Origin of the sequence: Paenarthrobacter sp. PH39-S1 (genome assembly GCF_030063245.1) — a bacterium.
GTDB lineage: Bacteria > Actinomycetota > Actinomycetes > Actinomycetales > Micrococcaceae > Arthrobacter_M.
This window is the reverse complement of sequence record NZ_JASISR010000028.1, coordinates 35,034-59,760: the sequence shown is the minus strand read 5'-3', so window position 1 is coordinate 59,760 and position 24,727 is coordinate 35,034. Positions and strand designations below refer to the sequence as shown.

The 24,727-nt window shown below is 65.4% G+C and carries 26 protein-coding genes; 11 read left to right on the top strand and 15 right to left on the bottom strand.

The features are described from left to right. Nucleotides 1-265 precede the first annotated feature (265 nt). A complete protein-coding gene (locus QMG52_RS16565) occupies nucleotides 266-1,126 on the bottom strand; it encodes an HAD family hydrolase (RefSeq protein WP_283561525.1) in 861 nt (286 codons plus the stop codon). A gap of 250 nt (nucleotides 1,127-1,376) precedes the next feature. Between QMG52_RS16565 and QMG52_RS16560 the strand changes: the two genes are divergently transcribed. Together QMG52_RS16560 and QMG52_RS16555 are read left to right on the top strand one after the other, a co-directional pair. Beyond that, nucleotides 1,377-1,847, top strand: a complete 471-nt coding sequence (locus QMG52_RS16560) for a helix-turn-helix transcriptional regulator (RefSeq protein ID WP_283561523.1) — start codon at nucleotides 1,377-1,379, stop codon at nucleotides 1,845-1,847. A gap of 10 nt (nucleotides 1,848-1,857) precedes the next feature. Beyond that, complete coding sequence (locus QMG52_RS16555; RefSeq protein WP_283561522.1) at nucleotides 1,858-2,268, top strand: VOC family protein; 411 nt, start codon at nucleotides 1,858-1,860, stop codon at nucleotides 2,266-2,268. 7 nt (nucleotides 2,269-2,275) lie between these two features. On the opposite strand, the gene serS is transcribed toward QMG52_RS16555, so the two are convergent. Beyond that, complete coding sequence (gene serS / locus QMG52_RS16550; RefSeq protein WP_283561521.1) at nucleotides 2,276-3,589, bottom strand: serine--tRNA ligase; 1,314 nt, start codon at nucleotides 3,587-3,589, stop codon at nucleotides 2,276-2,278. 94 nt (nucleotides 3,590-3,683) lie between these two features. Between serS and QMG52_RS16545 the strand changes: the two genes are divergently transcribed. Next, entirely contained in the window at nucleotides 3,684-4,745 is a 1,062-nt protein-coding gene (locus tag QMG52_RS16545) for a diacylglycerol/lipid kinase family protein (protein WP_283561520.1), read from the top strand. On the opposite strand, the gene QMG52_RS16540 is transcribed toward QMG52_RS16545, so the two are convergent. Both QMG52_RS16540 and QMG52_RS16535 read right to left on the bottom strand, forming a co-directional pair. Then, on the bottom strand, nucleotides 4,742-4,954 hold the full coding sequence (locus QMG52_RS16540) for a hypothetical protein (RefSeq protein ID WP_283561519.1): 213 nt from the start codon (nucleotides 4,952-4,954) through the stop codon (nucleotides 4,742-4,744). The genes QMG52_RS16545 and QMG52_RS16540 overlap by 4 nt on opposite strands. 116 nt (nucleotides 4,955-5,070) lie before the next feature. Beyond that, nucleotides 5,071-5,397 carry a rhodanese-like domain-containing protein gene (locus QMG52_RS16535; protein ID WP_283561518.1) on the bottom strand — a complete coding sequence of 109 codons (327 nt, stop codon included), beginning with the start codon at nucleotides 5,395-5,397 and terminating at the stop codon, nucleotides 5,071-5,073. Between the two features lie 123 nt (nucleotides 5,398-5,520). Between QMG52_RS16535 and QMG52_RS16530 the strand changes: the two genes are divergently transcribed. Together QMG52_RS16530 and pgm are read left to right on the top strand one after the other, a co-directional pair. Beyond that, nucleotides 5,521-6,999, top strand: coding sequence for a peptide MFS transporter (locus tag QMG52_RS16530; protein ID WP_502920555.1), 1,479 nt, complete (start codon nucleotides 5,521-5,523; stop codon nucleotides 6,997-6,999). 67 nt (nucleotides 7,000-7,066) lie between these two features. Continuing rightward, nucleotides 7,067-8,749: a phosphoglucomutase (alpha-D-glucose-1,6-bisphosphate-dependent) gene (pgm, locus tag QMG52_RS16525; protein ID WP_283561514.1), complete on the top strand. Its 1,683-nt coding sequence runs from the start codon at nucleotides 7,067-7,069 to the stop codon at nucleotides 8,747-8,749. Nucleotides 8,750-8,793: 44 nt separating this feature from the next. Here pgm and QMG52_RS16520 read toward each other — a convergent pair whose 3' ends face one another. Beyond that, the gene (locus QMG52_RS16520; RefSeq protein WP_283561513.1) at nucleotides 8,794-9,723 is read right to left on the bottom strand and encodes a cation diffusion facilitator family transporter; all 930 of its coding nucleotides are present in this window, start codon (nucleotides 9,721-9,723) and stop codon (nucleotides 8,794-8,796) included. Nucleotides 9,724-9,845: 122 nt separating this feature from the next. Between QMG52_RS16520 and QMG52_RS16515 the strand changes: the two genes are divergently transcribed. Further along, nucleotides 9,846-11,180, top strand: a complete 1,335-nt coding sequence (locus tag QMG52_RS16515) for a uracil-xanthine permease family protein (RefSeq protein WP_283561512.1) — start codon at nucleotides 9,846-9,848, stop codon at nucleotides 11,178-11,180. 88 nt (nucleotides 11,181-11,268) lie between these two features. Here the strand turns inward: QMG52_RS16515 and QMG52_RS16510 are convergent, their stop codons facing one another. The 9 genes from QMG52_RS16510 to QMG52_RS16470 all read right to left on the bottom strand — a co-directional run bounded on the left by QMG52_RS16510 (nucleotide 11,269) and on the right by QMG52_RS16470 (nucleotide 20,011). Next, on the bottom strand, nucleotides 11,269-12,378 hold the full coding sequence (locus tag QMG52_RS16510; protein WP_283561511.1) for a glycerate kinase: 1,110 nt from the start codon (nucleotides 12,376-12,378) through the stop codon (nucleotides 11,269-11,271). Nucleotides 12,379-12,420: 42 nt separating this feature from the next. Continuing rightward, a complete protein-coding gene (locus tag QMG52_RS16505; RefSeq protein ID WP_283561510.1) occupies nucleotides 12,421-13,236 on the bottom strand; it encodes a glycerophosphodiester phosphodiesterase family protein in 816 nt (271 codons plus the stop codon). Between the two features lie 70 nt (nucleotides 13,237-13,306). After that, on the bottom strand, nucleotides 13,307-14,134 hold the full coding sequence (locus tag QMG52_RS16500) for an HAD family hydrolase (protein ID WP_283561509.1): 828 nt from the start codon (nucleotides 14,132-14,134) through the stop codon (nucleotides 13,307-13,309). A gap of 8 nt (nucleotides 14,135-14,142) precedes the next feature. Next, entirely contained in the window at nucleotides 14,143-15,246 is a 1,104-nt protein-coding gene (locus QMG52_RS16495; RefSeq protein ID WP_283561508.1) for a phosphotransferase family protein, read from the bottom strand. Further along, nucleotides 15,243-16,511 (bottom strand): acyl-CoA dehydrogenase family protein, encoded by a 1,269-nt coding sequence (locus QMG52_RS16490; protein ID WP_283561507.1) that lies wholly within the window; start codon nucleotides 16,509-16,511, stop codon nucleotides 15,243-15,245. The genes QMG52_RS16495 and QMG52_RS16490 overlap by 4 nt, the downstream gene beginning before the upstream one ends. 142 nt (nucleotides 16,512-16,653) lie before the next feature. Further along, complete coding sequence (locus tag QMG52_RS16485; RefSeq protein WP_283561506.1) at nucleotides 16,654-17,178, bottom strand: YbhB/YbcL family Raf kinase inhibitor-like protein; 525 nt, start codon at nucleotides 17,176-17,178, stop codon at nucleotides 16,654-16,656. A 76-nt stretch (nucleotides 17,179-17,254) separates the two neighbouring features. After that, entirely contained in the window at nucleotides 17,255-18,244 is a 990-nt protein-coding gene (locus QMG52_RS16480) for a carbohydrate kinase family protein (RefSeq protein WP_283561505.1), read from the bottom strand. A 118-nt stretch (nucleotides 18,245-18,362) separates the two neighbouring features. Beyond that, the gene (locus tag QMG52_RS16475) at nucleotides 18,363-19,154 is read right to left on the bottom strand and encodes an alpha/beta hydrolase family protein (RefSeq protein WP_283561504.1); all 792 of its coding nucleotides are present in this window, start codon (nucleotides 19,152-19,154) and stop codon (nucleotides 18,363-18,365) included. Between the two features lie 122 nt (nucleotides 19,155-19,276). Beyond that, nucleotides 19,277-20,011, bottom strand: a complete 735-nt coding sequence (locus QMG52_RS16470; RefSeq protein WP_283561531.1) for a glutamine amidotransferase — start codon at nucleotides 20,009-20,011, stop codon at nucleotides 19,277-19,279. A gap of 146 nt (nucleotides 20,012-20,157) precedes the next feature. Between QMG52_RS16470 and QMG52_RS16465 the strand changes: the two genes are divergently transcribed. The 5 genes from QMG52_RS16465 (at nucleotide 20,158) to QMG52_RS16445 (ending at nucleotide 24,365) form a co-directional block, all read left to right on the top strand. Next, nucleotides 20,158-21,291, top strand: coding sequence for a GTP pyrophosphokinase (locus tag QMG52_RS16465; RefSeq protein WP_283561503.1), 1,134 nt, complete (start codon nucleotides 20,158-20,160; stop codon nucleotides 21,289-21,291). A gap of 81 nt (nucleotides 21,292-21,372) precedes the next feature. After that, the gene (locus QMG52_RS16460) at nucleotides 21,373-21,870 is read left to right on the top strand and encodes a Dps family protein (protein WP_283561530.1); all 498 of its coding nucleotides are present in this window, start codon (nucleotides 21,373-21,375) and stop codon (nucleotides 21,868-21,870) included. Nucleotides 21,871-22,042: 172 nt separating this feature from the next. Next, nucleotides 22,043-22,840, top strand: coding sequence for a hypothetical protein (locus QMG52_RS16455; protein ID WP_283561502.1), 798 nt, complete (start codon nucleotides 22,043-22,045; stop codon nucleotides 22,838-22,840). A gap of 16 nt (nucleotides 22,841-22,856) precedes the next feature. Further along, nucleotides 22,857-23,570 carry a class F sortase gene (locus QMG52_RS16450; protein ID WP_283561500.1) on the top strand — a complete coding sequence of 238 codons (714 nt, stop codon included), beginning with the start codon at nucleotides 22,857-22,859 and terminating at the stop codon, nucleotides 23,568-23,570. A gap of 189 nt (nucleotides 23,571-23,759) precedes the next feature. Then, nucleotides 23,760-24,365: a hypothetical protein gene (locus QMG52_RS16445; protein ID WP_283561499.1), complete on the top strand. Its 606-nt coding sequence runs from the start codon at nucleotides 23,760-23,762 to the stop codon at nucleotides 24,363-24,365. Here the strand turns inward: QMG52_RS16445 and QMG52_RS16440 are convergent. Then, nucleotides 24,362-24,697, bottom strand: coding sequence for a hypothetical protein (locus tag QMG52_RS16440; RefSeq protein ID WP_283561498.1), 336 nt, complete (start codon nucleotides 24,695-24,697; stop codon nucleotides 24,362-24,364). The two genes, QMG52_RS16445 and QMG52_RS16440, sit on opposite strands and share 4 nt — an antisense overlap. Nucleotides 24,698-24,727 lie beyond the last annotated feature (30 nt).

Here is a 24,727-nt window from a genome sequence, read left to right as displayed (position 1 = left end):
TGGAGCCTCCGCCCACCCGACACGACAACCGGGCTTTTGTCATGCCCGGACCCAAAAGTTGCCGAAATTCACGCCCCCGCCAGAATTCCGGCCTCAAAAAGCCACTACTCGCGGATCCGGGTCAGAAAGACAGTCATTCCCCAAGCCGCTTCAAGGTGGTGCGGTAACGAACCAACGTGTCCGCTAGGGCCTCCTCGAATACGTTCTGCCGCTTTAAGATACCAGTCGCGCCATGGACGGCTCAGTTCGAAAAGGGCTGCAGGCGCTACAGCAGGCTGCGCAAAACGTGCGCGACGCCATCGTCGTACACCGACGCAGTCGTCTCGTTGGCGGCGGCACGCACCGCGTCGTTGGCTTGGCCCATGGCAACCCCGCGGGCGGCCCAGGTCAACATTTCGATGTCATTGTTCCCGTCCCCCACCGCGACCGTACGTGATTGCTCCACGCCCAACCGCGAGCGGAGCTTTTCCAGGGCCGTTGCCTTTGTGACTCCGGCCGCTGCAATGTCCAGCCAAGCCGTCCAGCCCACCGAATAGGTCACCCCCTGCAATCCGCAGGCCGCGATGGCGGCGGCAAAATCCTCCGTACTGCTGTCCGTACTGTTCACCACCACGCGTACCGCTTCAAGGTCGAGCAGGTGCTGGAAGCCCACTCCCTTGGCCTGGATGCCGAAACTGCGATCCTGGAAGCGCTCGGTGGAGAGGAAATTTCCCGCCGAATCCTCCACGGCGTAGCGAGCACCGGGCAAACGATCCCGCAGTGCGGTCAGGGCAAGGCGAGGGTCAAACGTTTCGCGCTCGATCACCTCGTACCCCCATTCCAAGGACGGGTCCAGCCGCACAGTCACGCCGCCGTTGCTGGCCACGCCATAGCCCCGCTCCAGCCCGATCTGCTTCACCACGGGCAGCAGAGCGCCCAGCGAACGGCCGGTGGCGATGATGACCTGGTGCCCGGCGGCCACGGTCTCCCGCGCCGCGGCGCGCACAGCCTCGCTCATCAGCCCGTCGTGATCCACCAAAGTGCCGTCCACATCCAGGGCGACGAGAAGGGCGGAAGGATCGGTGTTGATTTCGTTGTTCCTCTGGTCATCGATGCCAGATACTGCGGATTCAGTCAAAATAGTCATTGAACAAGTCAAGCAGACCTGCAGAAAAATGCCTAGGAAACAGGTCACAGTGGCGATGAACGGCAGGTGAATACCCACAACGTTATCCACAGTGTGGGTATTCACCTGTGCATGCGGCACAGCTGGGGAAACCGGGCGCAGTGGGGGAAGAGCGGGCACAGCTGGGAAAGACCGGCACAGCTGGGAAACCGGGCATCCGGGAATGCCGCGCTCATGGAAAAGCCGGGTCCAGCGGGTGTAACCTCATGCCATGACCCCGCAAGAGCTCGCCAACTTAGCGCACCTGCGCCGGGCCCGGGACCTGATCGACCGTGAGTACGCCCGTCCGCTCGACGTGCCCACCATGGCCCGGCGAGCGCTCATGTCACCGGCGCACTTTTCCCGGCAGTTCCGGGCCACCTATGGCGAGACGCCATACAGCCACCTCATGACCCGCCGGATCGAGCGGGCCATGGCGCTGCTGCGCGCCGGCAGGAGCGTGACCGACGCGTGCATGGAGGTCGGGGCCACGTCGCTCGGCTCGTTCAGCTCGCGGTTCACCGAGATCGTAGGGGAAACGCCGAGCGCGTACCGCGCCCGGGAGCACAGGGCCGTGACGGCGATGCCCGCGTGCGTGGCGAAGGTTCACACCCGCCCAGCCAGAAACGCGCCGGCCGGAACCATAGCGGGCAAGAACATAATGAGCAGGATCCGAGAAGCGGTCTCCGCGGCTGCCGACTAGCGTTGGCCGCATGACCATTTCACTCCAATACTGCAATATCACCGTCAATGACCCCGACGAGTCGATGACCTTCTACCGCGACGCGCTGGGCCTTGAGGTGCTCAACGACATCGCCTCAGGCGGCTTCCGCTGGGTCACTCTCGGCAGCGCCAGCCAGCCGGGACTCGGAATCGTGCTCTCGGAACCGCACGCCGGACGGTCACAAACCGACGGCGACTCGCTTCAGGATCTGCTGACCAAAGGTGCCCTTGGTCCCATCGTCTTCCGCGCCGACGATCTCGATGCGACCTTCGAGAAGATGCGGGCGTCCGGTGCCGAGGTGCTGCAGGAGCCCATCGACCAACCCTGGGGTCCACGCGACTGCGCGTTCCGCGATCCCTCCGGCAACATGGTGCGGATCTCGCAGGCGCCGACGGCGTAACGGCAGCCTACAGAACAGGGAAGACTTCCAGCCCGCCCATGTACTTGCGCAGCGCCGCGGGAACATTGACGGAGCCGTCCGGGTTCTGATGATGTTCCAGGATGGCGACGATCCAGCGGGTGGTCGCCAGGGTGCCGTTCAGCGTGGCCACGGCCCGAGTGGCGCCCTTGCCCTCTTTAACCCCGGTTTCGGCTTTAACCCCGGTTTCGGCGGTTGCGCGTTCGCGGATGTTCAGCCGCCGGGCCTGGTACGTAGTGCAGTTGGACGTGGACGTCAGCTCGCGGTAGGCATCCTGCGTCGGAACCCATGCCTCGCAGTCGAACTTGCGCGAGGCCGACTGGCCCAGATCTCCGGCGGCCGTGTCGATGACCCGGTACGGCAACTCGACCTTGGCCAGCATCTCCTCTTCCCACGCCAGCAGGCGCTGGTGCTCCGCCGCGGCCTCTTCCACCGCTGTGTAGGTGAACATTTCCACCTTGTTGAACTGATGCACCCGGATGATCCCTCGGGTGTCCTTGCCGTGTGATCCGGCCTCGCGGCGGTAGCACGAGGACCAGCCTGCGTAGCGCAGCGGTCCGTTGGAGAAATCGAGGATTTCATCCCCGTGGTACCCGGCCAGGGCCACCTCCGAGGTTCCCACCAGATACAGATCATCTTCGGCCAGCCGGTAGATCTCGGCGTCGTGCTTCACATCGAAGCCCGTACCTGCCATCGTTTCGGGCCGGACCAGCGTGGGGGTGATCATCGGGACGAACCCGGCGTCGATGGCCTGATCCATGGCCAGCTGGAGCAGAGCCAGTTCCAGCCGGGCCCCGACCCCCTTCAGAAAGTAAAAACGCGAACCGGAAACCTTCGCGCCGCGCTCCATATCAATTGCCCCGATAAGCTCGCCGATTTCCAGATGGTCCTTGGGTGTGAATCCTTCGGCGGTGAAGTCCCGCGGAGTCCCGACGGTCCGCAGCACCACGAAGTCATCCTCGCCGCCTTCCGGCACGCCGTCGGCTATCAGATTTGCCATCCCCCGGACCAGCGCGTCCTGGGCAGCCGCGGCGGCTTCGGCCTGGGCGGATGTTGACTTGACCCGCCCGGACAGCTCCTTGACCTCCGCCAGCAGGGCCTGCTTTTCCGCGCCCTTGGCCTGCGCCACCTTCCTGCCGTAGACATTCTGCTCGGCACGCAGCGCCTCATAGGTGGTGATGGCGTTCCTGCGGGCGGCATCAGCGGCGATAATCGCGTCGACGACGGATGCATCGGCACCGCGCGCGCGCTGGCTGCCTCGGTAGGCGTCGGGGTTTTCGCTGAGGTCTCTGACATCGATCACCGTCTAAGGGTATCCAATCGCACACGCGCCGCGATGCACACCTCCGCGCAGCGGGCCCGGAAGCCCCCCTTCCAACCGCTATTGTTAGAGGATTATGCCAACCTGGGTTCTGGTCCTCATCATCGTTTCCGCGTCCCTTGCCTTCCTGATCGCCAGTTGGTGGGGCGTGCGCAAGCTGGCACAAAAGCACACCCGCAGCGCCGCCGGGGAGATCCCGCACAAGGGCCAGACCGGCAATCAGAAGGTCGCCGTCATCCTCAACCCGGTGAAGGCCGGCGCAGCCGACGCCAGGACTTTCATTCTTCGTTCCGCTGCCCTGGCAGGTTGGAAGGAACCGCTCTTTTTCGAAACCACGATGGAGGATCCGGGATACTCGCAGGCCCGCCAGGCGCTGGAATACGGTGCCGACGTCGTTGTAGTGGGCGGCGGGGACGGCACCGTGCGCGTGGTGGCCGAGGTGCTGCGGCATACTCAGGTCCCGATGGGCGTGATTCCGCTGGGTACCGGCAATCTGCTGGCCAGAAATCTTGGTCTGCGGGTCAACGACATCCACAGCGACGTTCAGACCGCCCTGTTCGGCCACCAGCGCCACATTGATACCGCCACCATGGCCATCGAGAATTCCGTCACGGGAGCCAGCTCCAAGCACGCTTTCCTGGTCATTGCCGGGCTCGGCATGGACGCCGAGGTCGTCGGTGACACCCGGAAGCGGCTGAAGAGGACGGTGGGCTGGCTGGCCTACAGCGAGGCAGGCATGAGGCATCTGCCGGGTCGGCGTAAAAAAATCAGCATCGCCATGGATGATCAGGATCCGCAGCAGCGCAAGGTTCGCACCGTACTTTTTGCCAACTGCGGGCTGCTGCCCGGTGGCATCGACTTCGTGCCCAACGCCCTGATCGACGACGGCGTCCTGGACGTCGTGGTGGCCAGTCCCCGCAGCGCGCTCGGCTGGGCGGCCATGGCCGTGAAGATTGTCCTGCAGCATAAGGGGCGGCTGCCCGTGATCGATTATTACCGTGCGGAGAAAATCACCATCCGCACCGCGGTTCCGGAGGAAACCCAGCTCGACGGCGACACTTTTGGCAAAGCGACAAAGGTGACCGTCGCCGTCGAGCCTAAGGCTCTGCTGGTAAGGGTTAAAGCCCAGCCAGTTTAGTGCACTACCGGGGCGGCCTCCGTACCGGTCCCGCCGGTGGGGGCATCGGGGTGGCCCTGCTCGGTGATCAGCTCTTCTTCCTCGTTGAAGCGCAGTTCGTTGGCGTCATCCGCCGCGTCGCCCACCGAGTCGTCCCGCTCGTATTGGGCACCGGGGTTGATGATGGTGCCGTCGTTTCCGCTGTCCTTCGACGTGTGACTTTCGCTCATTGGATTCGCCCTTCTTTCAATGCACACCCCGAGATGGGGTAGGCCCAGCTTACTTTCATTGCCTCCGCCGGAACAGGTGCACCCTCGAAGTGGCCGGTACCCGTTCCGCTCGGGCGCTAGAGCACCCGGGGAGGCTGCGAATTCTCCGAAACCATGGCACGTCCGGCCTCCATCCAGGCCCCCATACCTCCTGTTACGTTCACGGCGCTGTAGCCGTTTTCCGTGAGCCAGGTAGTGGCCCGGAAGGAGCGTCCACCGGTGCGGCAGATGACGTTCAGGTCCTCATCCGGGTCCAGCTCGTCCAGCCGGGCCGGGAGCTCGTCCAGCGGTATGTGCAGCGCGCCCGCAATGTGTCCGGCCTCCCACTCATAGTCCTCCCGGACGTCTAGTACCCGGGACTCTTCACCAAGTGCGGTCGCCTCTGTAGTGGGAATGTCAGCCATCGTGTTCTCCTGCCGGTATGCGGGCCTTATCCATTCAGCCTATAGCTCCCTCCCGACAACCCGACGCCGGCAGGAGAAGGAAAAAGGTGCCCCGGGCTGCAGAGTGCAAAAAGGAATGCGAAAATAGGGCAGGTGAGTAAAACACATACCTCCGCCGACGCGCCACTGCCGTCCACGGACAAGTCTTTCTTCGGCCAACCCAGGATGCTGCTGAATCTGTTCAGCGTTGAACTCTGGGAACGGTTCTCGTTCTACGGCATGCAGGGCATTCTCGCGTACTACATGTATTACACTGCCACGCAGGGCGGTCTAGGCATTAAAGACACCGTCGCGCTCGGGATCGTGGGGGCCTATGGCGGCGGCGTGTATCTGTCCACGATCCTGGGAGCCTGGGTGGCTGACCGGCTCATGGGCTCGGAACGCGTGCTGTTCTACAGCGCCATGATGATCATGGCCGGCCACATCTCGCTGGCACTGCTGCCCGGCGCCGCGGGCCTGGCAGCGGGCCTGATCATGATCGCCGTCGGCTCCGGTGGGCTGAAAGCCAACGCCACCTCGCTGGTCGGCTCACTGTACGGCGAAAAGGATGACCGCCGGGACGCCGGATTCTCGATCTTCTACATGGGTATCAACATCGGCGGCCTGATCGGTCCGCTGCTCACCGGGCTGCTGCAGACCACGCTCGGTTTCCACTATGGCTTCGGTGCCGCCGCCGTCGGCATGGCGATCGGCCTGACCCAGTACGGACTGACGCGTAAAAACCTTCCGGAAGAGGCACACCTCGTTGCCAATCCGCTGCCGCGCAGCCGCTACCCGATGATGATCGTTATCGCCGCGGCAGCCATCGTGCTGATGGTGCTGGCCGTGCTGATCGGCGTCGTGACCGCGGCAAACCTGAAGTGGGTTGTTGTCGGCGTCGTCGTCCTGGCGACGGTCGCCTATTTCATCGTTATCCTTTCCAGCCGGATGGTCGATGCGGTGGAGCGCAGCAGGGTGTACTCGTTTATCCCGTTGTTCATCGCAAGCGCCGCGTTCTGGTCTTTGTTCCAGCAGCAGTTCACCGTGGTGGCACTTTACGCCGACAAGCGCCTGGACCGTAACCTGTTCAGCTGGGAAATGCCCGCCAGCTGGGCGACGTCGATCAACCCGGTGTTCATCATCATCTTTGCCGGTGTCTTTGCCGCGCTCTGGACGAAACTCGGCTCCAGGCAGTGGACCACGCCGATCAAGTTTGCGGCGGCACTGGTGATCATGGGACTGGCCTACCTGAGCTTCATCCCGGTCGCGGGGATAGCTTCCGTGCCGCTGCTGGCCCTGGTGTGGATTCTGCTGCTGTTCACCTTCGCGGAACTGCTGCTCTCCCCGGTGGGTTTGTCGCTGGCCACCAAGCTGGCGCCGCGGGCATTTCACACGCAGATGGTCGCGCTGTTTTTCCTTTCCGTCGCCTTGGGCACGGCTCTCTCCGGTGTCTTTGCCGGCTACTACCGGGAAGACAATGAGACCCCCTACTTTGCCGTGATCGGCATTGCGGCGATCGTGCTGGGCGTGGTGCTGGCTCTGGCGTCCAAGCCGATCAAGCGGTTGATGGCCGGGGTGCACTAGCCAAAGCAGTTGTGCCGGATTCGGCACAATTGCGCCAATCGGCGTTTCACTCTGGCATGCTGGAACCATGTCTAGCCGCGCGGGCACTGTTGCCCTTCCCTCGGACCTTGTCGACCTGACCGCCCTCCTCGATGCCTACTACGATGTGAAACCCGATCTGGCCGATCCCGCCCAACGGGTCGCTTTCGGTACGTCCGGCCATCGCGGGTCCAGCCTGAAGGCTTCCTTCAACGAGGGCCACATCGCCGCCATCACGCAGGCGATCGTGGAGTATCGGGCGGGTCAGGGCATCACCGGACCGCTGTTTCTGGGTAAGGACACGCATGCCCTGAGCGAGCCGGCGCAGAACACCGCCCTGGAAGTGCTGGCCGGCTATGGCGTGCAGGTACTGATCGACGCCCGGCACGCATACACGCCCACACCGGCGGTCTCGCATGCCATCTTGACCTACAACCGCGGCCGGGGGCCGGGGGATGGCCAGGCGGATGGAATCGTCGTGACCCCCTCGCACAACCCGCCCGGAGACGGTGGCTTCAAATACAACCCCCCGCACGGCGGCCCCGCGGACTCGGACGCCACCGGCTGGATCGCGAACCGCGCCAATGAACTGCTGGAAGGCGGTCTGCGGGACGTTAAGCGCATTCCGTTGGCGGACGCGCTGATCGCCGAAACCACCGGAAAGTTTGATTTCCTCAGCAGCTACGTCGACGATCTGCCCTCCGTGCTGGACCTGGACGCCATCCGCGGTGCCGGCGTGCGGATCGGCGCCGACCCGATGGGGGGTGCCTCGGTGGATTATTGGGGCGAGATCGGCGAGCGCCACAACCTCGATCTGACAGTGGTGAACCCAACCATTGACCCGCAATGGGCGTTTATGACGCTCGACTGGGATGAAAAGATCCGGATGGACTGCTCGTCCCCGTTCGCCATGGCGTCACTGATCAAGGCGCTGCAGACCGACGGCGGCGGTGCCGGGCGTGGGGCCACCGGCCGGGCCCGGTACGACGTCGCCACCGGCAACGACGCCGATGCCGACCGGCACGGGATCGTCACCCCGGACGCGGGCCTGATGAATCCGAATCACTATCTCGCCGTGGCCATCCAGTATCTGTACACGCACCGTCAGCAGTGGCCCACCACCGCGAGCGTGGGCAAGACGCTCGTCTCGTCCTCCATCATCGACAAGGTGGCGGCCGATCTGGGCCGGCAGCTAATGGAGGTTCCCGTGGGCTTTAAATGGTTCGTTCCCGGGCTGCTCTCCGGCGAGGGCGTCTTCGGGGGGGAAGAATCCGCCGGCGCCTCCTTCGTGAAGAAGGACGGCTCCGTCTGGACCACGGACAAGGACGGCATCCTGCTGGCCCTGCTGGCCTCCGAGATCATCGCGGTGACCGGCAAATCCCCTTCCCAGCACTATGGTGACCTGACCGCCCGCTTCGGATCGCCGTCGTACGCCCGCATCGACGCGGCGGCAAGCCGGGAGCAGAAGGCGGCGCTGAGCAAGCTCTCCGCCTCGGACGTCACCGCCCGCACCCTGGCCGGGGAGCCCATCACCGCCAAGCTCACCGAGGCGCCGGGCAACGGCGCATCCATCGGAGGACTCAAGGTCACCACCGACAGCGCCTGGTTTGCCGCCCGACCCTCCGGCACCGAAGACGTCTACAAGATCTACGCGGAGTCGTTTAAGGGCGACGACCATCTGCGGCTGGTGCAGGCCGAGGCCAAGGCACTGGTCGACGGCATCATCTCATAAGCACATCCGCCGTCCCCTCAGCACGTCCGCCGCGCGATGAGGGGTCAGGAGTGGACTCCGTGTTCGTGCGCGGTGTGGCCGGCGGGCTCCAGTTGGAAGGTGGAATGCTCGATGCTGACGTCAAAATGCCCGGCGACGCATTGCTGCAGCTGATCCAGCAGCTGTGGGGAATGCCCGTCGTGGAAGCAGCCGTCGTCCACCACCACGTGCGCCGTGAGGACGGGCAATCCGCTGGCGATCTGGGTGGCGTGCAGATCGTGCACGGCCAGCACATGCGGCACCTCGAGAATGTGTTGCCGCACGCTCGCCAGATCCAGCCCCGCCGGCGTGGATTCCAGCAGCACGCCGATCGTTTCCAGCAGCAGCTTGAACGTGCGTGGCAGAATCAGCACGCCGATCAGCATCGCGACGACGGCATCGGCCTGCAGCCAGCCGGTCACTCCGATCACCACGGCCGCGATGATGACAGCGACCGAGCCGAGCGCGTCATTGACCACCTCAAGGAACGCGGCACGCATATTGAAATTCCGGCCGCGGCCACCGGCGAGCACCAGCAGTGAGATGACGTTACCGGCCAGCCCGATCCCCCCGAAAACCGCCATCTCCGTCGACGCAATCGGCGACGGGCTGATCAGCCGCTGGATTCCCTCCACCAGTACCACCAGCCCGACGGCGAGCAGCACGGCCGCCTGTGCCGTTGCCGCCAGCACCTCGGCCCGGGCAAAGCCCCAGGTCCTCCGGTCGGAGGCAGGCCTGGAGGTCAGCCGGGCGGCCAGCAGCGCCATGGCCAGCCCGGATGCATCGGTGAGTACATGCGCGGAGTCGAAGAGCAGCGCCAGCGACCCGGTCAACCAGGCGCCCACCAGCTGGAACACGAAGACCAGCAAGGTGATCCCGAGCGCCACGGACAGCCGGCCCTGATGCGAAGCGGCGGCGCCGTGCGCGTGGCCGTGAGAGTGGTCGTGTCCTGACATGACTCAATCGTATGGGCTGCGATCCCAACTGCCCCACGACCGCTGCCCCACGCCGGGCCCGCACCGCACCGATCCTGCGGGCGGGTAGTCTTAGCTTCGGTCAAAACGATGGAGGCACAGCAATGAGCTTGCGCAGCACCAGATGGACCGTGCACGGTGACGGCAAAAACGTCAGGCCCGGCGCCGTCGTCTCCCCGGACGAGCGGCTGAGCTGGCCGCGTACTATCGGAATCGGCCTCCAGCACGTGGTCGCCATGTTCGGCGCCACGTTCCTGGTGCCCATTCTGACGCACATGCCGCCCGCCACGACGCTCTTCTTTTCCGGCGTCGGCACCATCTTATTCCTGCTCATCACCGCCGGCAGGGTGCCCAGCTATCTGGGTTCCAGCTTCGCGTTCATTGCCCCGATCACCGCCTCGCAGTCGCAGTTCGGCGTCGGCGGCGCGCTGGGCGGGGTGGTGCTGGCCGGCGTCGTATTGGCGATCATCGGCGCCGTCGTCCAACGCTTCGGCGCGGCGTGGATTAACAGGATCATGCCGCCGGCGGTGACCGGGACTATCGTGGCGCTGATCGGTCTGAACCTCGCGCCGTCGGCCAAAAACAATTTCACCGCCGCCCCTGTCACCGCCTTTATCACCCTGCTGGTCATCATCTTGGTCAGCGTGTTGTTCCGCGGCATATTGGGCCGGCTCTCGATCCTGGCCGGGGTGGTGGTGGGTTACCTGGTCGCCATCCTGCGCGGCGAGGTCAACTTCGGCACCGTTGACGCCGCGGCGTGGATCGGCCTGCCGCATTTCCAGACGCCCGAATTCCATCTGGCGGTGGTTGGCCTGTTCGTTCCGGTGGTGCTGGTGCTGGTGGCCGAAAACATCGGTCATGTGAAATCCGTGGCACTGATGACGGGCAGGAATCTGGATCCGCTGGCCGGCCGGGCACTCATGGCCGACGGCCTGGCCACCACGCTGGCTGGGTTGGGCGGCGGCTCGGGCACCACCACCTATGCGGAGAATATCGGGGTGATGGCCGCCACCCGGGTTTATTCGACCGCCGCCTACTGGGTGGCCGCCGTCGCCGCCCTGCTGCTGAGCTTCTCCCCCAAATTCGGCGAACTGATCGCCACGGTTCCTGCCGGTGTACTCGGCGGTGCCGCCACCATGCTCTACGGCATGATCGGCGTGTTGGGCGTGCGGATCTGGGTGCAGAACAAAGTCAATTTTTCCAACCCGGTGAACCTGACCACCGCCGCCGTCGCCCTCATCATCGGTGTTGCAGACTACACCTGGAACATCGGCGAGCTGCAGTTTGCCGGCATTGCGCTGGGCACGGCCGCAGCCCTGGTGATCTACCACGGCATGAACGCACTCGCCCGGTGGCGCGGGACGGCCACGGACCCCCGCGATCCCGAAACCGATGCACCGGACGCACTGGGCCCGGATTCCCGCGGCGCCGAAATCTAACTGGCGGTGTGGACGGGCGCCGCTACAACCGCGTCCTTGAGGCTGACATACGCCCGTCGATGCCGTTCAGACTCCGATCAGATCCCATTCAGATCCCGTTCAGCGCCTCGGCGGCGGCAAGCGCGACATACCGCGCGGCATGGCGCTGCGCCTCGTCGCCCGACCGTGCCACCTCGGCGGCACTCGCCGCTGCCACCACACCGTGTTCGGCCAGTTGCGCCGGCGTCACTTCAATCCGACCGGCGACGACGACGACGGGCAGTCCGAGCGCGTTGGCGGCGTCGGCCACGCCAATGGGGGCCTTGCCGGACAGCGACTGAACGTCCAGCGACCCCTCTCCGGTGATGACCAGGTCCGCGTCCTGCAGCGCGGCGTGCAGGCCGGTCAGCTCGGCCACCAGCGCGAAGCCGCCCTCGATGTCCGCGCGGGTATAGGCGAGGAACAACGACGGGAAACCACCGGCCGCGCCCGCGCCGGGCACATCAATGTCGTTTCCGGTGGAGGACCGGACGACCGAGGCCAGGTTCCGCAGACCCGCGTCCAGCAGCTCCACCGCCTCGGGATCCGCACCCTTCTGCGGGGCAAACACGTGTGCCGCTCCGTCGGGGCCGTAGAGCTTATTGTCCACGTCGACGGCCAGCCGGATCCGGGCCGTGGACAGCCGGGGGTCCAGTCCGCTGGCATCGACGGCGGAGACATCCACCAGCGACCCGCCGCCAAGCGGCACCAGATTTCCCTGCGTATCCAGCAGTTTCAGCCCGAGCGCCCGCAGCGCACCGGTCCCGGCATCCGTCATGGCGGACCCACCAAGTCCGATGACGATTTCGGTGGCACCGGCGTCCAGAGCGGCGGCGATCAACTGCCCGCAGCCGTAGGAATGGGCTCGCAGGGCGTTCTCCCGGGTCGGCTCGGAGAGCAAATAACCGCTGGCCTGCGCGGTTTCGATCACCGCCATCGGCCCCTTAATGGCCCAGGCGGCACCCACGGGCTTGAGGATGGGCCCGACAACGGCGTTGAGCTTCTCCTCAAAGCCGGAGGCCAGGGCTGCTTCCAAGGTCCCCTCGCCGCCGTCGGCCATCGGCAGGGTGGTGACAACTGCCTCCGGATACACGCGCAGGACGCCCTCGGCCATCGCCGCGGCCGCCTCGAGGGCCGTCAGGGTTCCTTTAAATTTGTCCGGTGCAATGAGAATCCGCATGGCTCCATCCTGCCAGCTGCCCGCAACCCGCACGAACGGTCACTAGCCGGCCCGGTCCCCACTGCCCGGCGCCCCGGGCCCGGGCCGGGGCCAATACCCGCGTTCCCTCATGACTTCGGCCAGCAGATCGGCGCGGTCCGTCATGAGACCGTCCACCCCCAGGTCAAAAAGCGCGTGCATCCGCCGCGGATCGTCGATTGTCCAGACATGGACCTTCAGCCCCAGCTCATGGGCACGGGTAACGGATTTCGGCGTGACCAGGTGGATGGACCGGTAACGGACGGGCACCTGGAGGCAGTCCACGTCGTGCAGGATCCGCCGCAGCAGTGGCTTAGGCAGCCACGGTCCCAGACAGATGAAGGCCGCCAGCGACACCACCCCGGCGGAGCTGGCCGTGGGCCTGGAGAGTCGCTTAAGCACCGCGCGCCGACGACGGTCGGAGAACGAGGCCACGCAGACCCGGTCATGCAGACCGGATTCCTCGATCGCAGCGGCCAGCGTCTGCACCGATCCCCGGTCCTTGACATCCAGATTCAGCCGCACCCCGGGCAGCGCCGACACCAGCTCGGCAAATGTGGGAATGGTCTCCCTGCCGCTGATCCGGGCCTGTGCCACCCGCTCCGCGGTCAATGCGGAGATCCGCCCGGTACCGTCAGTGATCTGCTCCAGCCTGGCGTCGTGGAAGACCAGCAATACCCCGTCGGCCGTTGTGTGCACGTCCGTCTCCAGATAGTCAAAACCAAGCGCGACGGCGGCGCGGAATGCCGCGAGCGAGTTTTCCAGACCATCCTTGGAAAAGCCGCGGTGGGCGAAGGCCACCGGGGCCGTTGACGCCAGGAACGGCAACTGTCTGCTCACGCTTCCACGCTACTGGAGTCCGGTCGTGCATGGTTGGGATGCCTGCGGAACGCTGGAATCATGCGGGCTGCTACCGCACGCCGCGGCCTCCCGTTTTCAGCGCCGCCAACCGTTCCTCCAGAACCTGGGCAACGCCGTCGTCGGCGAAATTCGGGGCCCGCAGCGCGGTGGCCGCCCTGGCCCGTTCATGGCCGCTGGCCATCGCGTACCCGGCACCGGCCCAGCGCAGCATTTCAATGTCGTTGGGCATGTCCCCGAAGGCCACCACGTCCTGGGCCGCGATCCCCCGGGACGCCGCGTATTCGGCCAGCGTCACCGCCTTGTTAATGCCGTGCGGTCCCATCTCCAGCATGGCCGCCGTGGCAGCCGAATGCGTCACGGCGAGCAGCCGGTCGATCTGAGGGCGCACCCGGGCCAGGAACGCGTCGGCCGTGCTCTTGCGGGTGACGGCCAAAAACTTGACCACGGCGGATTCCGCGGTGATCGTTTCGGGCAGCGGAGCGGGCGTGACCTCTGCCAGCAGGTCCACCGAGCCGGGTTCCAGGAAGCCCGGCTCCAGGTGGAAGCCGTCCAGCGTTTCCACGGCAAACTCCGCATCCGGCACCAGCCCCTTTATAACCCGCCGGGCCTCGAGCACCGACGCCAGCGGCAAAAGGTGTGAGGACATGACCCGTTCGCGGACCAGGTCATAGACCACGGCCCCGTTGGAGCAGATTACGGTGCCGGTGTGGCCGATCTGCTCGCGCAGCGGCCCCAGCCAACGCGGCGGCCGCCCGGTCACGAAGACAATTTCCAGCCCCGCGTCCTCTGCGGCCCGGAAGGCGTCCACCGTTCTGGCACTGATTTTTCCATCGTGACCGAGGATGGTTCCGTCAATGTCGCTGGCAATTAAACGCATACTCTAGGCTATCCGACGCCGTGGGAGCCGATCAGCAGGCCGCAGCGCTCCTCGAGATACCGCACCGCCAGATGCAGCTTGGAAAAGGCCTCGTTCGCACTCTGGCGGTGAAAATATCTGAAGTAGATCTGCTGGGCGATGACTGCGAGGCGGAACAGGCCAAACACCTCATAAAAGGTCCAGCCGGCCGGACTCAGGGCGAGCCCGGTGCGGGACGTGTAGTAGTTCACGACCTCGGCCCGGGTCAGCATCCCCGGCAGCTGGGTCGGCTGCCGGCGGAAGCTGCGAAACACCGCATCATCATCGGCCTGGACCCAATACGCGAGCGCACCGCCGAGGTCCATCAGCGGGTCGCCGATGGTCGCCATTTCCCAGTCCAGGACGCCGGCCACCCGAAGCGGCGCCACGGCTTCCTGCGCGAGGACAACATTGTCCAGCCTGAAGTCGTTGTGGATCACGCAGCTGCGGACGTCGGCGGGTTGATTCACCGCCAGCCATGCCATCACTGTTTCAAAGCCGCCGACGTTCTCCGTCCGCGCCCTGACGTACCGCTGGGACCAGCCCACCACTTGGCGGCCGACGTAACCAGCGCCCTTGCCGATTCCGCTTAATCCGGCGGCGTCCGGGTCAACGCTGTGCAGCTCCACCAGCCGGTCCAGCAACTCCATACACAACGCCCGCGCCCGATCGGGGCCAAGCTCAAACCCCGCGGGCGGGTCCGCGCGCAAAATGGTCCCGTTCAGCCGCTCCATGACGTAAAACTCCGAGCCAAGGACGGACCGGTCAGCACAAAACGCAATCATCGCGGGCACGTAGCCGAACAACGGCTTGAGCTGTCGCTGGAGGTAGAACTCGCGGTGCATATCGTGCGCGCTTCTGGCCTTGCTGCCGGCGGGCGGGCGGCGCAGGACCACCTGCCGTTGCGGATAGCTGAGCAGATAGGTCAGGTTCGAGGCGCCGCCGGAAAACTGACGGACCTCCGGGACGCCGTCGAAATCTGCCGGGTCGAATCCTTCCTGTTCGGCACCGTGATGGCGCAGCCATCGAGCCACGGCGGCGAGGTCGAAGGCGTCTTCGGTGCGTACGGGTCGGAGGCCGGCGGGATCGGTCATGTGCTGGGCTCCCTGCTGGTCCGGTATTTGCGCAGTTCCAGGCCCGCGACTACGCCGCGGTGCACCTCGTCGGGGCCGTCGGCCAGCCGTAGCGCCCGGGCCTGGGTCCAGGCGGCGGCGAGCGGGAAGTCGTCGGACAGTCCGGCGCCCCCATGCAGCTGGATCGCCATGTCGATGACTTGCTGCGCCATGGTCGGCACCGCTGCCTTAATCTGGCTGACCGCTGCGACGGCGTCATCAGGGCCTTTGGTGTCCAGCAGCCAGGCCGCATGCAGCACCAGGAGCCGGGCCTGGTCGATGGCGATCCGCGCCTCGGCAATCCTTTCCCGGTTTCCACCCAGATCGGCCAGCGGCCGACCGAACGCCGTGCGGCCCAAGGCCCTGCGGCAGGCCAGTTCCAATGCCCGCTCGGTTAGTCCAATCAGGCGCATGCAATGGTGCACCCGGCCGGGGCCAAGACGGCCCTGCGCGATCTTGAATGCGTGCCCCGGGGCGCCGATCACATTGGTCAGCGGCACGCGGACATCGGTGAAGGAGACTTCGCCATGGCCACCCGGTTCATCGTAGGTCCCCATCGTAGGCAGCATCCGTTCAACGTGGACGCCAGCAGCGTCCCGCGGAACCAGCACCATTGAGTGCCTGGCATGGCGGGGCGCCGCGGGATCGGTCAACGCCATCACCAGGAGTATGCGGCAGTCCGGATGGCCGATGCCGGTGGACCACCATTTGCGCCCGTTCACGGTGACCACGTCAGCGGAGACGATGGCCGTCGTTTCCATCGTTGTCGCGTCCGAGGATGCCACGGCGGGCTCAGTCATGGCAAAGGCGCTGCGGATACGGCCGTCCAGCAGCGGTTCCAGCCATTTTTTACGCTGCTCGACGGAGCCGTATTTGATCAGCACCTCCATGTTGCCGCTGTCCGGGGCATTGCAGTTGAAGACCAACGGGGCCAGAAAGGAATGCCCGGTGAGCTCGGCGATCGGCGCATAGTCCACATTGCTCAGGCCGGTACCGCCCGGCGGCAGGTAGCGGGGATCAAAGGCTTTTTCATGGCCCGCCGGCAGGAAAAGGTTCCACAAGCCCTGTCCGCGGGCCTTCGCGCGCAGATCCGCGAGCACCGGAAGCGGTTTCCACTGCCGACCCTCGGTCCGCGCCGCGGAAAGAGCGCGCTCGTACTCCTCCTCCGCCGGAACAATCTCGGTGCTGATGAACTGGCCGACGCGTTCGCTCAGTTCGGCGGCCAGCGGCGAGAGGGAAAAGTCCATGTCGCTGACCCTAGCGCTTGCCCGCGCCTGGCCGCCACCGGCTTACCGGACACTTCTGCGCAGATTTGGCCGCTTCGCCGGCGCATACTCGTTCCTTCGCGCCATCAGGTCCCGGCCATGGGCAGATTCGATCGGCCAGTGATCAGCGTCCGAAGGTCCCGGTGATCCGGGCCCGGCCCAGCGTGTGCGAGAACAGGTTGAAACCCAGGAACGCCGGCGAGGCGGTTTCCGGCAGTCCCAGATCCGGCACGTCCACCGCATGCACCACTACCATGTAACGGTGCGTGCCGTGCCCGGGCGGCGGGGCGGCCCCCGCGAAGCCGGCAAAACCGCCGTCGTTCTTCAATGTGAGGGCACGGGACGGCAGCCCCGCGTCCCCTTTTCTGCCGGCACCTTCGGACAACGACCTCACTTCCACCGGAATATTACAGACAGCCCAATGCCAGTAGCCGCTGGCCGTGGGAGCGTCCGGATCGTACATGGTCACGGCGAAGCTCTGCGTCCCGGCAGGAAAACCACTCCAGGAAAGCTGCGGGGAAATGTCCTGGCCGCCGGCGTCGGCGCTGATCTGCCGCCCGGACAGCGTCTGGCCGTCCCGGATCGAGTCGCTGGTCAGCGTGAAAGTGCCGACCTCGGGCAAGGCATCGTACGGATCATATGAATTCATAACGGAATATTCCTTTCGTTTGCTGCCTAATGGGGTTGCGCCCGGGCACGGACCACAGAGCAGCGGCCGGGCGCTGCTACTCCGCTGCGGCGGAGGTGGAGGAAGGGGCGGGTTCCTGGGCCGCGATCCGGGTGCGGAGTTCCTCGCGGGTCGGCGGGTTGGCTCCCGGCCTGGAAACCGTCACCGCTGCGGCCTCGGCGGCGTAGTGCAGAATCCGGGCCAATTCCTCGGCGCTGAGCGAATGCAGGCTGTCCCGGCGCTGGGCGCCATCCAGTTCCCGGTCCACCAACGCGGAAAGCAGCGCAGCCATAAAGGAATCCCCGGCCCCCACCGTGTCCGCCACCTCCGTCGCAGGGACCCGGGCCTGCGTTTCGCCGCCCGCGCAGACCGCCCATGGTCCGTCCACGCCGCGGGTCACCACGACGACGGCGGGACCGCGGCCTGCATGGCCGGCAGCAATGGCCAACCAGTTCCGTGCGGCTGTGAGCGGATCAAGATCCGGATACAACCATTGCAGATCCTCATCAGAGGCCTTCACCACGTCCGCCAGCCGGACAAAGTTCTCCGCCTCCCGCCGGGCATATTCCACGTCGGGAATAATGCTCGGCCGGCAGTTCGGGTCGTACGAGATGGTGGCCCGCGGGCGCGCCTGCCGGACGGCGCGGAGCACCTGGCTGGCGCCGGGCTGGAGCATGGCTGCTATCGAGCCGGTATGCAGCACCGTCGTCGCCTCGAGCAGGAAATCCAGCCGGTCCTCAAGTCCGGGAAGATCCCAGGCGAGCTCGAAGACGTAGGAGGCGGCGCCGTCGTCGTCCACAACGGCACGCGCAATACTGGTGGCGCCTTCATCCGGCGGAATGGGCAGCAGCACCGAGTTATCGTGCAAATGCGCGGAAATCAGCGTGCCGTACGGGTCCCGTCCGAACCGCCCGAGGAACTGCACCGGATGCCCCAACCGGGCGAGCCCGACCGCGACGTTCATCGGGCTCCCGCCCACATGCGCGACCGGCTCCTGCGTCCCGCGCACCACCTCGTCGATCAGGGCCTCACCAATGACAGTCAGCATGCTCTTAGCCTAGGTCCATCCGCGGGGATACGCGTGCTGCCTTACGACGTGCGCCATCGGTCCCGGCTTCGTCGCCGGTGCTGCCCCCGAGGGGCCGAGAGCCGCCGAGGTGGCGGGGTCAGATGACCGGCAGGGCGTCCAGCACCAGTGCGCGGCAGGCGGCATACGCTTCGCGGTGGATATCGATCAGGTCGAAGTGATCCCCCGACACCCGAATGAGTTCGGCGACCGCTCCGGCTGCCCGTGCCGCTGCCACATAGGCCCTGGACTGGGCCGCCGGAACCTCGGTGTCGGCCGCGCCGTAGACCGCGTACACCGGCACGCGGAGCGGAACCTGCTGGAGCGGATCGGCCAACCGGTAGCGTTCCGGATCCGATTCGGGTGAACGCCTGATGAAGTTTTGGACCGCGCCGTCGCTGAGACCCAGTGCCATGGCTTGACGCAGATCCAGCACTCCGGCCTGACTGACGACGGCGGTCAGCGGCACCGCTGCTGGCCCTCCTGCCCCGCGGCGCCCATAAGAGCCCGGCGCACCCGGTGGCATTGCGTCCCTGCCTGCCGCCCACACCGCCAGCTGGCCTCCGGCGGAATGCCCCAGCGCCACCACTGCGGACAAGTCCAGGGAGTGCTCCGCCGCGGCCGCCGCCAGCGCGTCGATTCCCGCGCTCACGTCCTCAAACGTCTCCGGCCACCCGCCGCCGTCACCGGCCCGGCGGTATTCCAGATTCCACGCCGCGACACCGTGGGCGGCGAGGTCTTCGGAGAGCGGGGCACCCAGCTGCGCGGTGTACCGCGAACGCCAGTACCCGCCGTGGATGACCACGGCGACCCCTGCGTACTTCCGCTGTCTGGGCAGATAGAGCTCCGCATACTGGTTCGGGTCGGCGCCGTAGCTGTACCGTGCGGGCACGTCGGCCTCCTGTCATGGGCTGGGCATTTCCACTTGTCCGTGCGGGATATTTCCATTGGCGTGAATCCATGCCTGCACCCGCTGTTCGGCACGGATCCGGGCCATGGGGCGGTTCAGCCGGCTCAGGACCGGGCATAGCGCCGGACAAAATTCGCTATGATCTGCGCGGGCTGATCCACATTTTCCGCCCGCGCGGCGCTCCGCACCTGCTCCAGCTGGTCGGGATGGAAGTAACCGGCATCCCGGTATACATCAATTCTGGTCAGCAACCCCGCCACATCCAATTCAGGGTGGAACTGCGTGGCGTACAGGTTGGATTTGATCCGGAACATCTGCACCGGGCAGCCTGCCGAAGAAGCCAGCAAGGTCGCGTGGGCGGGGAGCTCGGTGCACGCCTCCTTATGTCCGACAAACGCTTGGAACTTCGACGGCAGACCAGCCAGGAGCGGATCGTGCAGGCCCTCATCGGTCAACGTCACCTGCACGGGGCCGATCGGTTCGCCGAAACGCCTCCCGATCACCGCTCCCTGATGCCGGCCAAGAGTTCCGACGCCGTAACAGGCGCCCAGAAAGGGGATATCGGCCGCCACGATCCGGTCCAACAGGGCCGAAAGCTCCGCCTCGACGCGCAGCTGAACGGTGCTTTTCTGCTCCACCGGATCACTGGCATTGAACGGGCTGCCACCCACCAGCACGCCGGAATAATCACTCAGATCGAGTGCCGGCAGCGGCCCCGACTCCAGCCGCACCCGAACCAGAGAGTCGGCCGGAAGGGAACCGAAGCGCAGGAACGCCTCATACTCGCCATCCGCCGCCGCCTCATCGGCGCGCGTGGCCAGCAGCAGAAACGGCTTGATGCCGGCATGGACTTCACTCATGCGCTTGAGCCTACCCATTCCGCCCGCCGGTACTACTGTCGCCGGCACTACTGTCGCCGGAAGTAGTGTCGGTCGCTAGTGCTAGCGTGGTGGTACCCGTAAAAGCCTGACAGCGAAAGGCCCACATGAGCAGCCACTGGGACAGACTCGACGAGCGCCTTCGCCCCGCAGTGGCTGCCAGCGTAGCCGAGTATGAACGGATCCGCTCCCAGCTTGAATTTGTCACCTGGGACGTTGAGGCGAGTATCCGGGAGATTTTCGAGGACTCCGAAACAACGCCGCTGTTTTTCACCAGCCGCACCAAGTCGCTGGAATCCTTCCGCGAGAAGGCCTCCCGGATGGTATCCCCGGTGGCGGGTGCCGAACCTGCACTGCAGTTCCCGGACCCGCTGCGGAATCTGACCGACATCGTCGGAGTGCGGGTGATCACCACCTTGCCGGCGGAGAATGCCCAGGCTGCCAACCTGATCAAGCGCCAGCGCAGCACCTTCGACTGCCGCGGTGACCGCGAAAAGGACATCGGCTCCATCGAGTCCGGAACCTACGGGTACTCCAGCCGGCACCTGATCCTGCGCACCATCCAAAATGACGTCGTCAAGCACTACCAGCAGGTCCTTGACGCATCGGCCAAGCCCAACGGCAGCTACTTTTTTGAATGCCAGATCCGCACGGTTTTCGCGCATGCGTGGAGCGAAATCGAACACGACATCCGCTTCAAGGCCCAGGACCGGCGTGCCTGGAGTCCGTACTTTGACCGTCAGTTCACGGCAACGGCGGCCATGCTGGAAACGGTGGAGACCGCTTTTTCGGAACTGCACGAACGCTATGAGGCGGTGACCAATTTCTGGGATGAAAATGGGGAGGGCGCGGTTCCGCTGACGCCGAACCGCGTCAAGGAAGTCTGGCAGACCCTGCTGCCGCACGTTGACCGGAAGTCCGACGACGATTGGGGCTGGGCAGCGGAGCTGCTCGCGGCCCACGGACTGGTCCGGACCATCGAATTGGTCGATGTCCTGCAATCTCAGGCAATCAGCGACGTCCGCCAGGCCCTGGATCACAGATATTCGCCCGGGCCGGACCGGCTGCTGGATGACCTGCTGCTCTGGCGCTACGGCACCGTCCATATTGACCTCACCACCGAGCCGGCAACCCCGGATGCCAAGCATCCTGAGAGCAAGCCGCGCCGGGAAAGCCTGCAGCGGCGCTATCAGCAAATGATGCGGTACCGGGAGGCCGGCCGGGCTGCGTCTTCTGCCTGAGCTGGCGCCCCGGTTTGCCCGCCGCCGGGGCGGGCCATAAGGTTACTGTGCATCAGTAATGTCAACCCTTGAGGAGTCATGATGAAAGCATCGAAGACACTGACCAAGAACCTGCAGTCCGTCCTGGTGGATCTTATTGAGCTGCACGTGCAGGGCAAGCAGGCGCACTGGAACATCGTGGGCACCAACTTCCGGGACCTGCATCTTCAGTTGGACGAGATCGTCGATTCGGCGCGGGAATTTGCCGATGTCACGGCGGAACGGATGCGGGCCCTGCAGGCGTCACCGGACGGCCGCACCGGGACCGTCAGCAGCACGACTTCGCTGCCGCAGTTCCCCGAGGACCTGGTTGATACAGCCGAGGCCGTGGATCTGGTGGTTGAGCGTCTGGACTCGACGGTGGCGACCATGCGCAGGGTCCATGATCAGGTGGATGAGGAAGATCCGACGACGGCGGATCTTCTGCACGGCTTCATTGCCGCCCTGGAGCAGTATGCCTGGATGGTCGGGACCGAGAACATGAAGGCCGGCAGCACCAAAACCGTGTCTGCGCATTCCAAGAGCCAGGTCAAGGGCTAGCCCGCGACTGAGTCCACCAGGCGATGGGCATCCACAGCAGACAAGATCCCGGCGATTTTTGCCGTGGTCTTTTTTATTTCGGCGATCAACCCATCCGTGACTCCGGACACACCGAATAACCAATGGACGCGCTCGGAACCGGGCCGCCACCGCGAATGAAGAGGATCCTGAAATGAATAAGAAATCTGCATTCCTGATTGCTCCGGCCCTGGCGCTGGGCGCGTTGGCCCTTTCCGGCAGCCCCGCACTCGCCGCCGACACGGCCTCCTACCAGACAACCTTGGGCGCTTTGAACGGCAGCTCGGCCAGCGGCACCGTCATGATCAGCGTGACCGGGGACCAGGCTACGGTCACGGAGAAGGTCAGCGGCCTGGCCGCATCCTTCAACGGGCAGCCGTACCCGCACGTCCAGCACATCCATATCGGTGCACAGGGTACGTGCCCGGCGCCGTCTGCAGATACCAATGGGGATGGTGTCATCAGCACCACCGAGGGCGGTCCGGCGTACGGCATGATCGGAACCACCCTTTCCACCAGCGGCGATACCAGCCCCGCGGCCGGTACCGACCTGACGTTGGCGGGAATGGGCTCCGATTTCACCTACCAGCGCACGTTCACGCTGAATGCCGACACCGCTGCCTCGCTCAAGGCAGGTAAGGCCGTCGTCGTCGTTCATGGGCTTGACCCGGCAACCCTTTCCGCGAAGGCTCAGGCCGAGCCCAGCGATCTGGTTCCCTCCCTGCCGCTGGCGGCAACCTCGCCGGCACTGTGCGGCACGCTGGCCGTGTCACAGATGAGCAGCATGCCCGGAGGTGCCCCCGGCACCGGCGTGACCACGGCCGTAGCGCACAGCAGCACCACGGCTGGTCCTGACGCAGGCATGATCGCCGGTGGCAGTGCCCTGGTACTGGCAGCCGGAGGTGCCCTTCTGGTGGGCCGCCGGATGTCCACTAAGAGCGTCAAGGACTAGGGAAAATCCTTCTCCGATGAACAATGACATCAGCCGTCGCGGACGTTTCATCGCGTCCGCGGCGGCCGCCCTCATCTTTTTGGCCGGCTGCGGATCGACGTCCGGTCCCGCGCCGCAGTCAGTCCCGCCGGAATCCGCGGCGGTTTCCAGCAGTTCCGTTGCGGCGCCGCCGACGTCGGCTGGGGCACCAGCTCAGACACCAACTCAGGCGGCGGCGCCCGTCGAGCCTGCTGCTGCCGTGCCGGAGACGGTCGGTCCAGCGCTGCCCGCATCCCAGCCCGTCGCACTGGACATTCCGGACATCACAGTGAGCTCCCAGTTGCTGCAACTCGGGAAAGCGGCGGATGGAACGGCGGAGGTTCCTCCCGGTGAACCCGGCTCTCCCGCCGGTTGGTACAAGTACTCTCCGACGCCAGGCGAAATCGGCCCGTCTGTGATCCTTGGCCATGTCAATTCGACGCTCAGCAATATCGGTGTCTTTTACCGGCTGCATGAAATGACCCAGGGCCAGCAGTTCTCGGTAAGCCGGGCCGATGGAACGGTCGCCGTCTTCGCAATGGACCGTTCCGCGGTTTTCAAGAAAGACCAATTCCCCACGCTCGAGGTCTACGGCAACACAAAGCGCGCCGAGATCCGGCTCATCACCTGCGGCGGCTACAACCCGTCGACGAATCTGTATGACGACAACACAGTGGTTTACGGTCATCTGGTGTCCAGCCATCCGGCCTGACGCCACCAGCAACCCGTACTCAGGGCCGATCAAAGCTGTCGCGGCTACCCGGTGGTCGCACGGGATCCACGCAATCTTTCGGACCGGATCAATAGTCGTCAACAGTGGCTAAGGAGCCTCGGACCGGGGAAGGGCACGGAACCGCGGCGAGGGATCGACAAAGATTCGACCAAGAATTTGGAGTTTGAGATGATGCGCAAAAGCGCCGTACTGGCTCTGGCCGGGGCCGCCTTGATTGTGCTGGCCGGCTGCGGGGCCCCTGCCGCCCAACTGGGCGCGGCTGCGGCGCAGGCAACGTCGGTACAGCCCGGACCCGGCGCAGCCAGTTCCGCCCCATCGACGTCCGGCACGGCAGACGGCAGCACACCGTCCGCGGCCGCACAGATGATCTGCGGCGACGAGACCAAAACCAATCTCGCGTCGAGTCTGGCACTGCCGGGGCCGCCGCAAAGTGCGGACAGCTGGTCCGATCAGCTGTACACCTGCACCTATGCCCTACCGGCGGGCCAGCTTGTGTTGTCCGTCAAGGAATCCGAGAGCCCCGCGTCGGCGCGCGCGTATTTTGATGCCCTGCAGAAAACGCTCGGCTCCGCCGAAGCAATCGAGGGACTTGCCAATCTGGGACTGCCCGCCTATAAAACCGCCGACGGCAACGTGGTGTTCGTCAAAGACAATATGACACTGCAGGTGAACGGGACCGGGCTGACCGGCACCGTCGGGCCGCACGCCGTTTCGCGAACCGAGCTGTCCTTTGAAGTCGCCACCGCCATCCTGGGCTGTTGGCGGGAGCACTAGCCGTCCGTACCTTCGCTTCCGCCACTGCCATTGCCTGACTGCCCATCCGAGGCTGCAGGGTGCGCCGCCCGGGAATTGTCCGGCGTGTGCGGTTCCATCGCAGGGTTCCACAACGGGTCGTCGGCGGGATCGTTGACCGATCCCTTCGCCGCTCCCGCGGTGGTTACGGCATCGCTGTCCGGGTCAACATGGGCCAACGGATTGTCCGTTTCCGGGGCCGCGTCCGGTTCGTCATCGTCGTTCTCCGGGCGGTCCTTACCCGCCCGCTGCTCCTGGACCTGCTCCTGGACCCGGTCCCGGTCCCGGTCCCGGGAATCAGCATGATCGCCCATCGCTGTCCTCTCCTTCCGACAAGTGCCCGG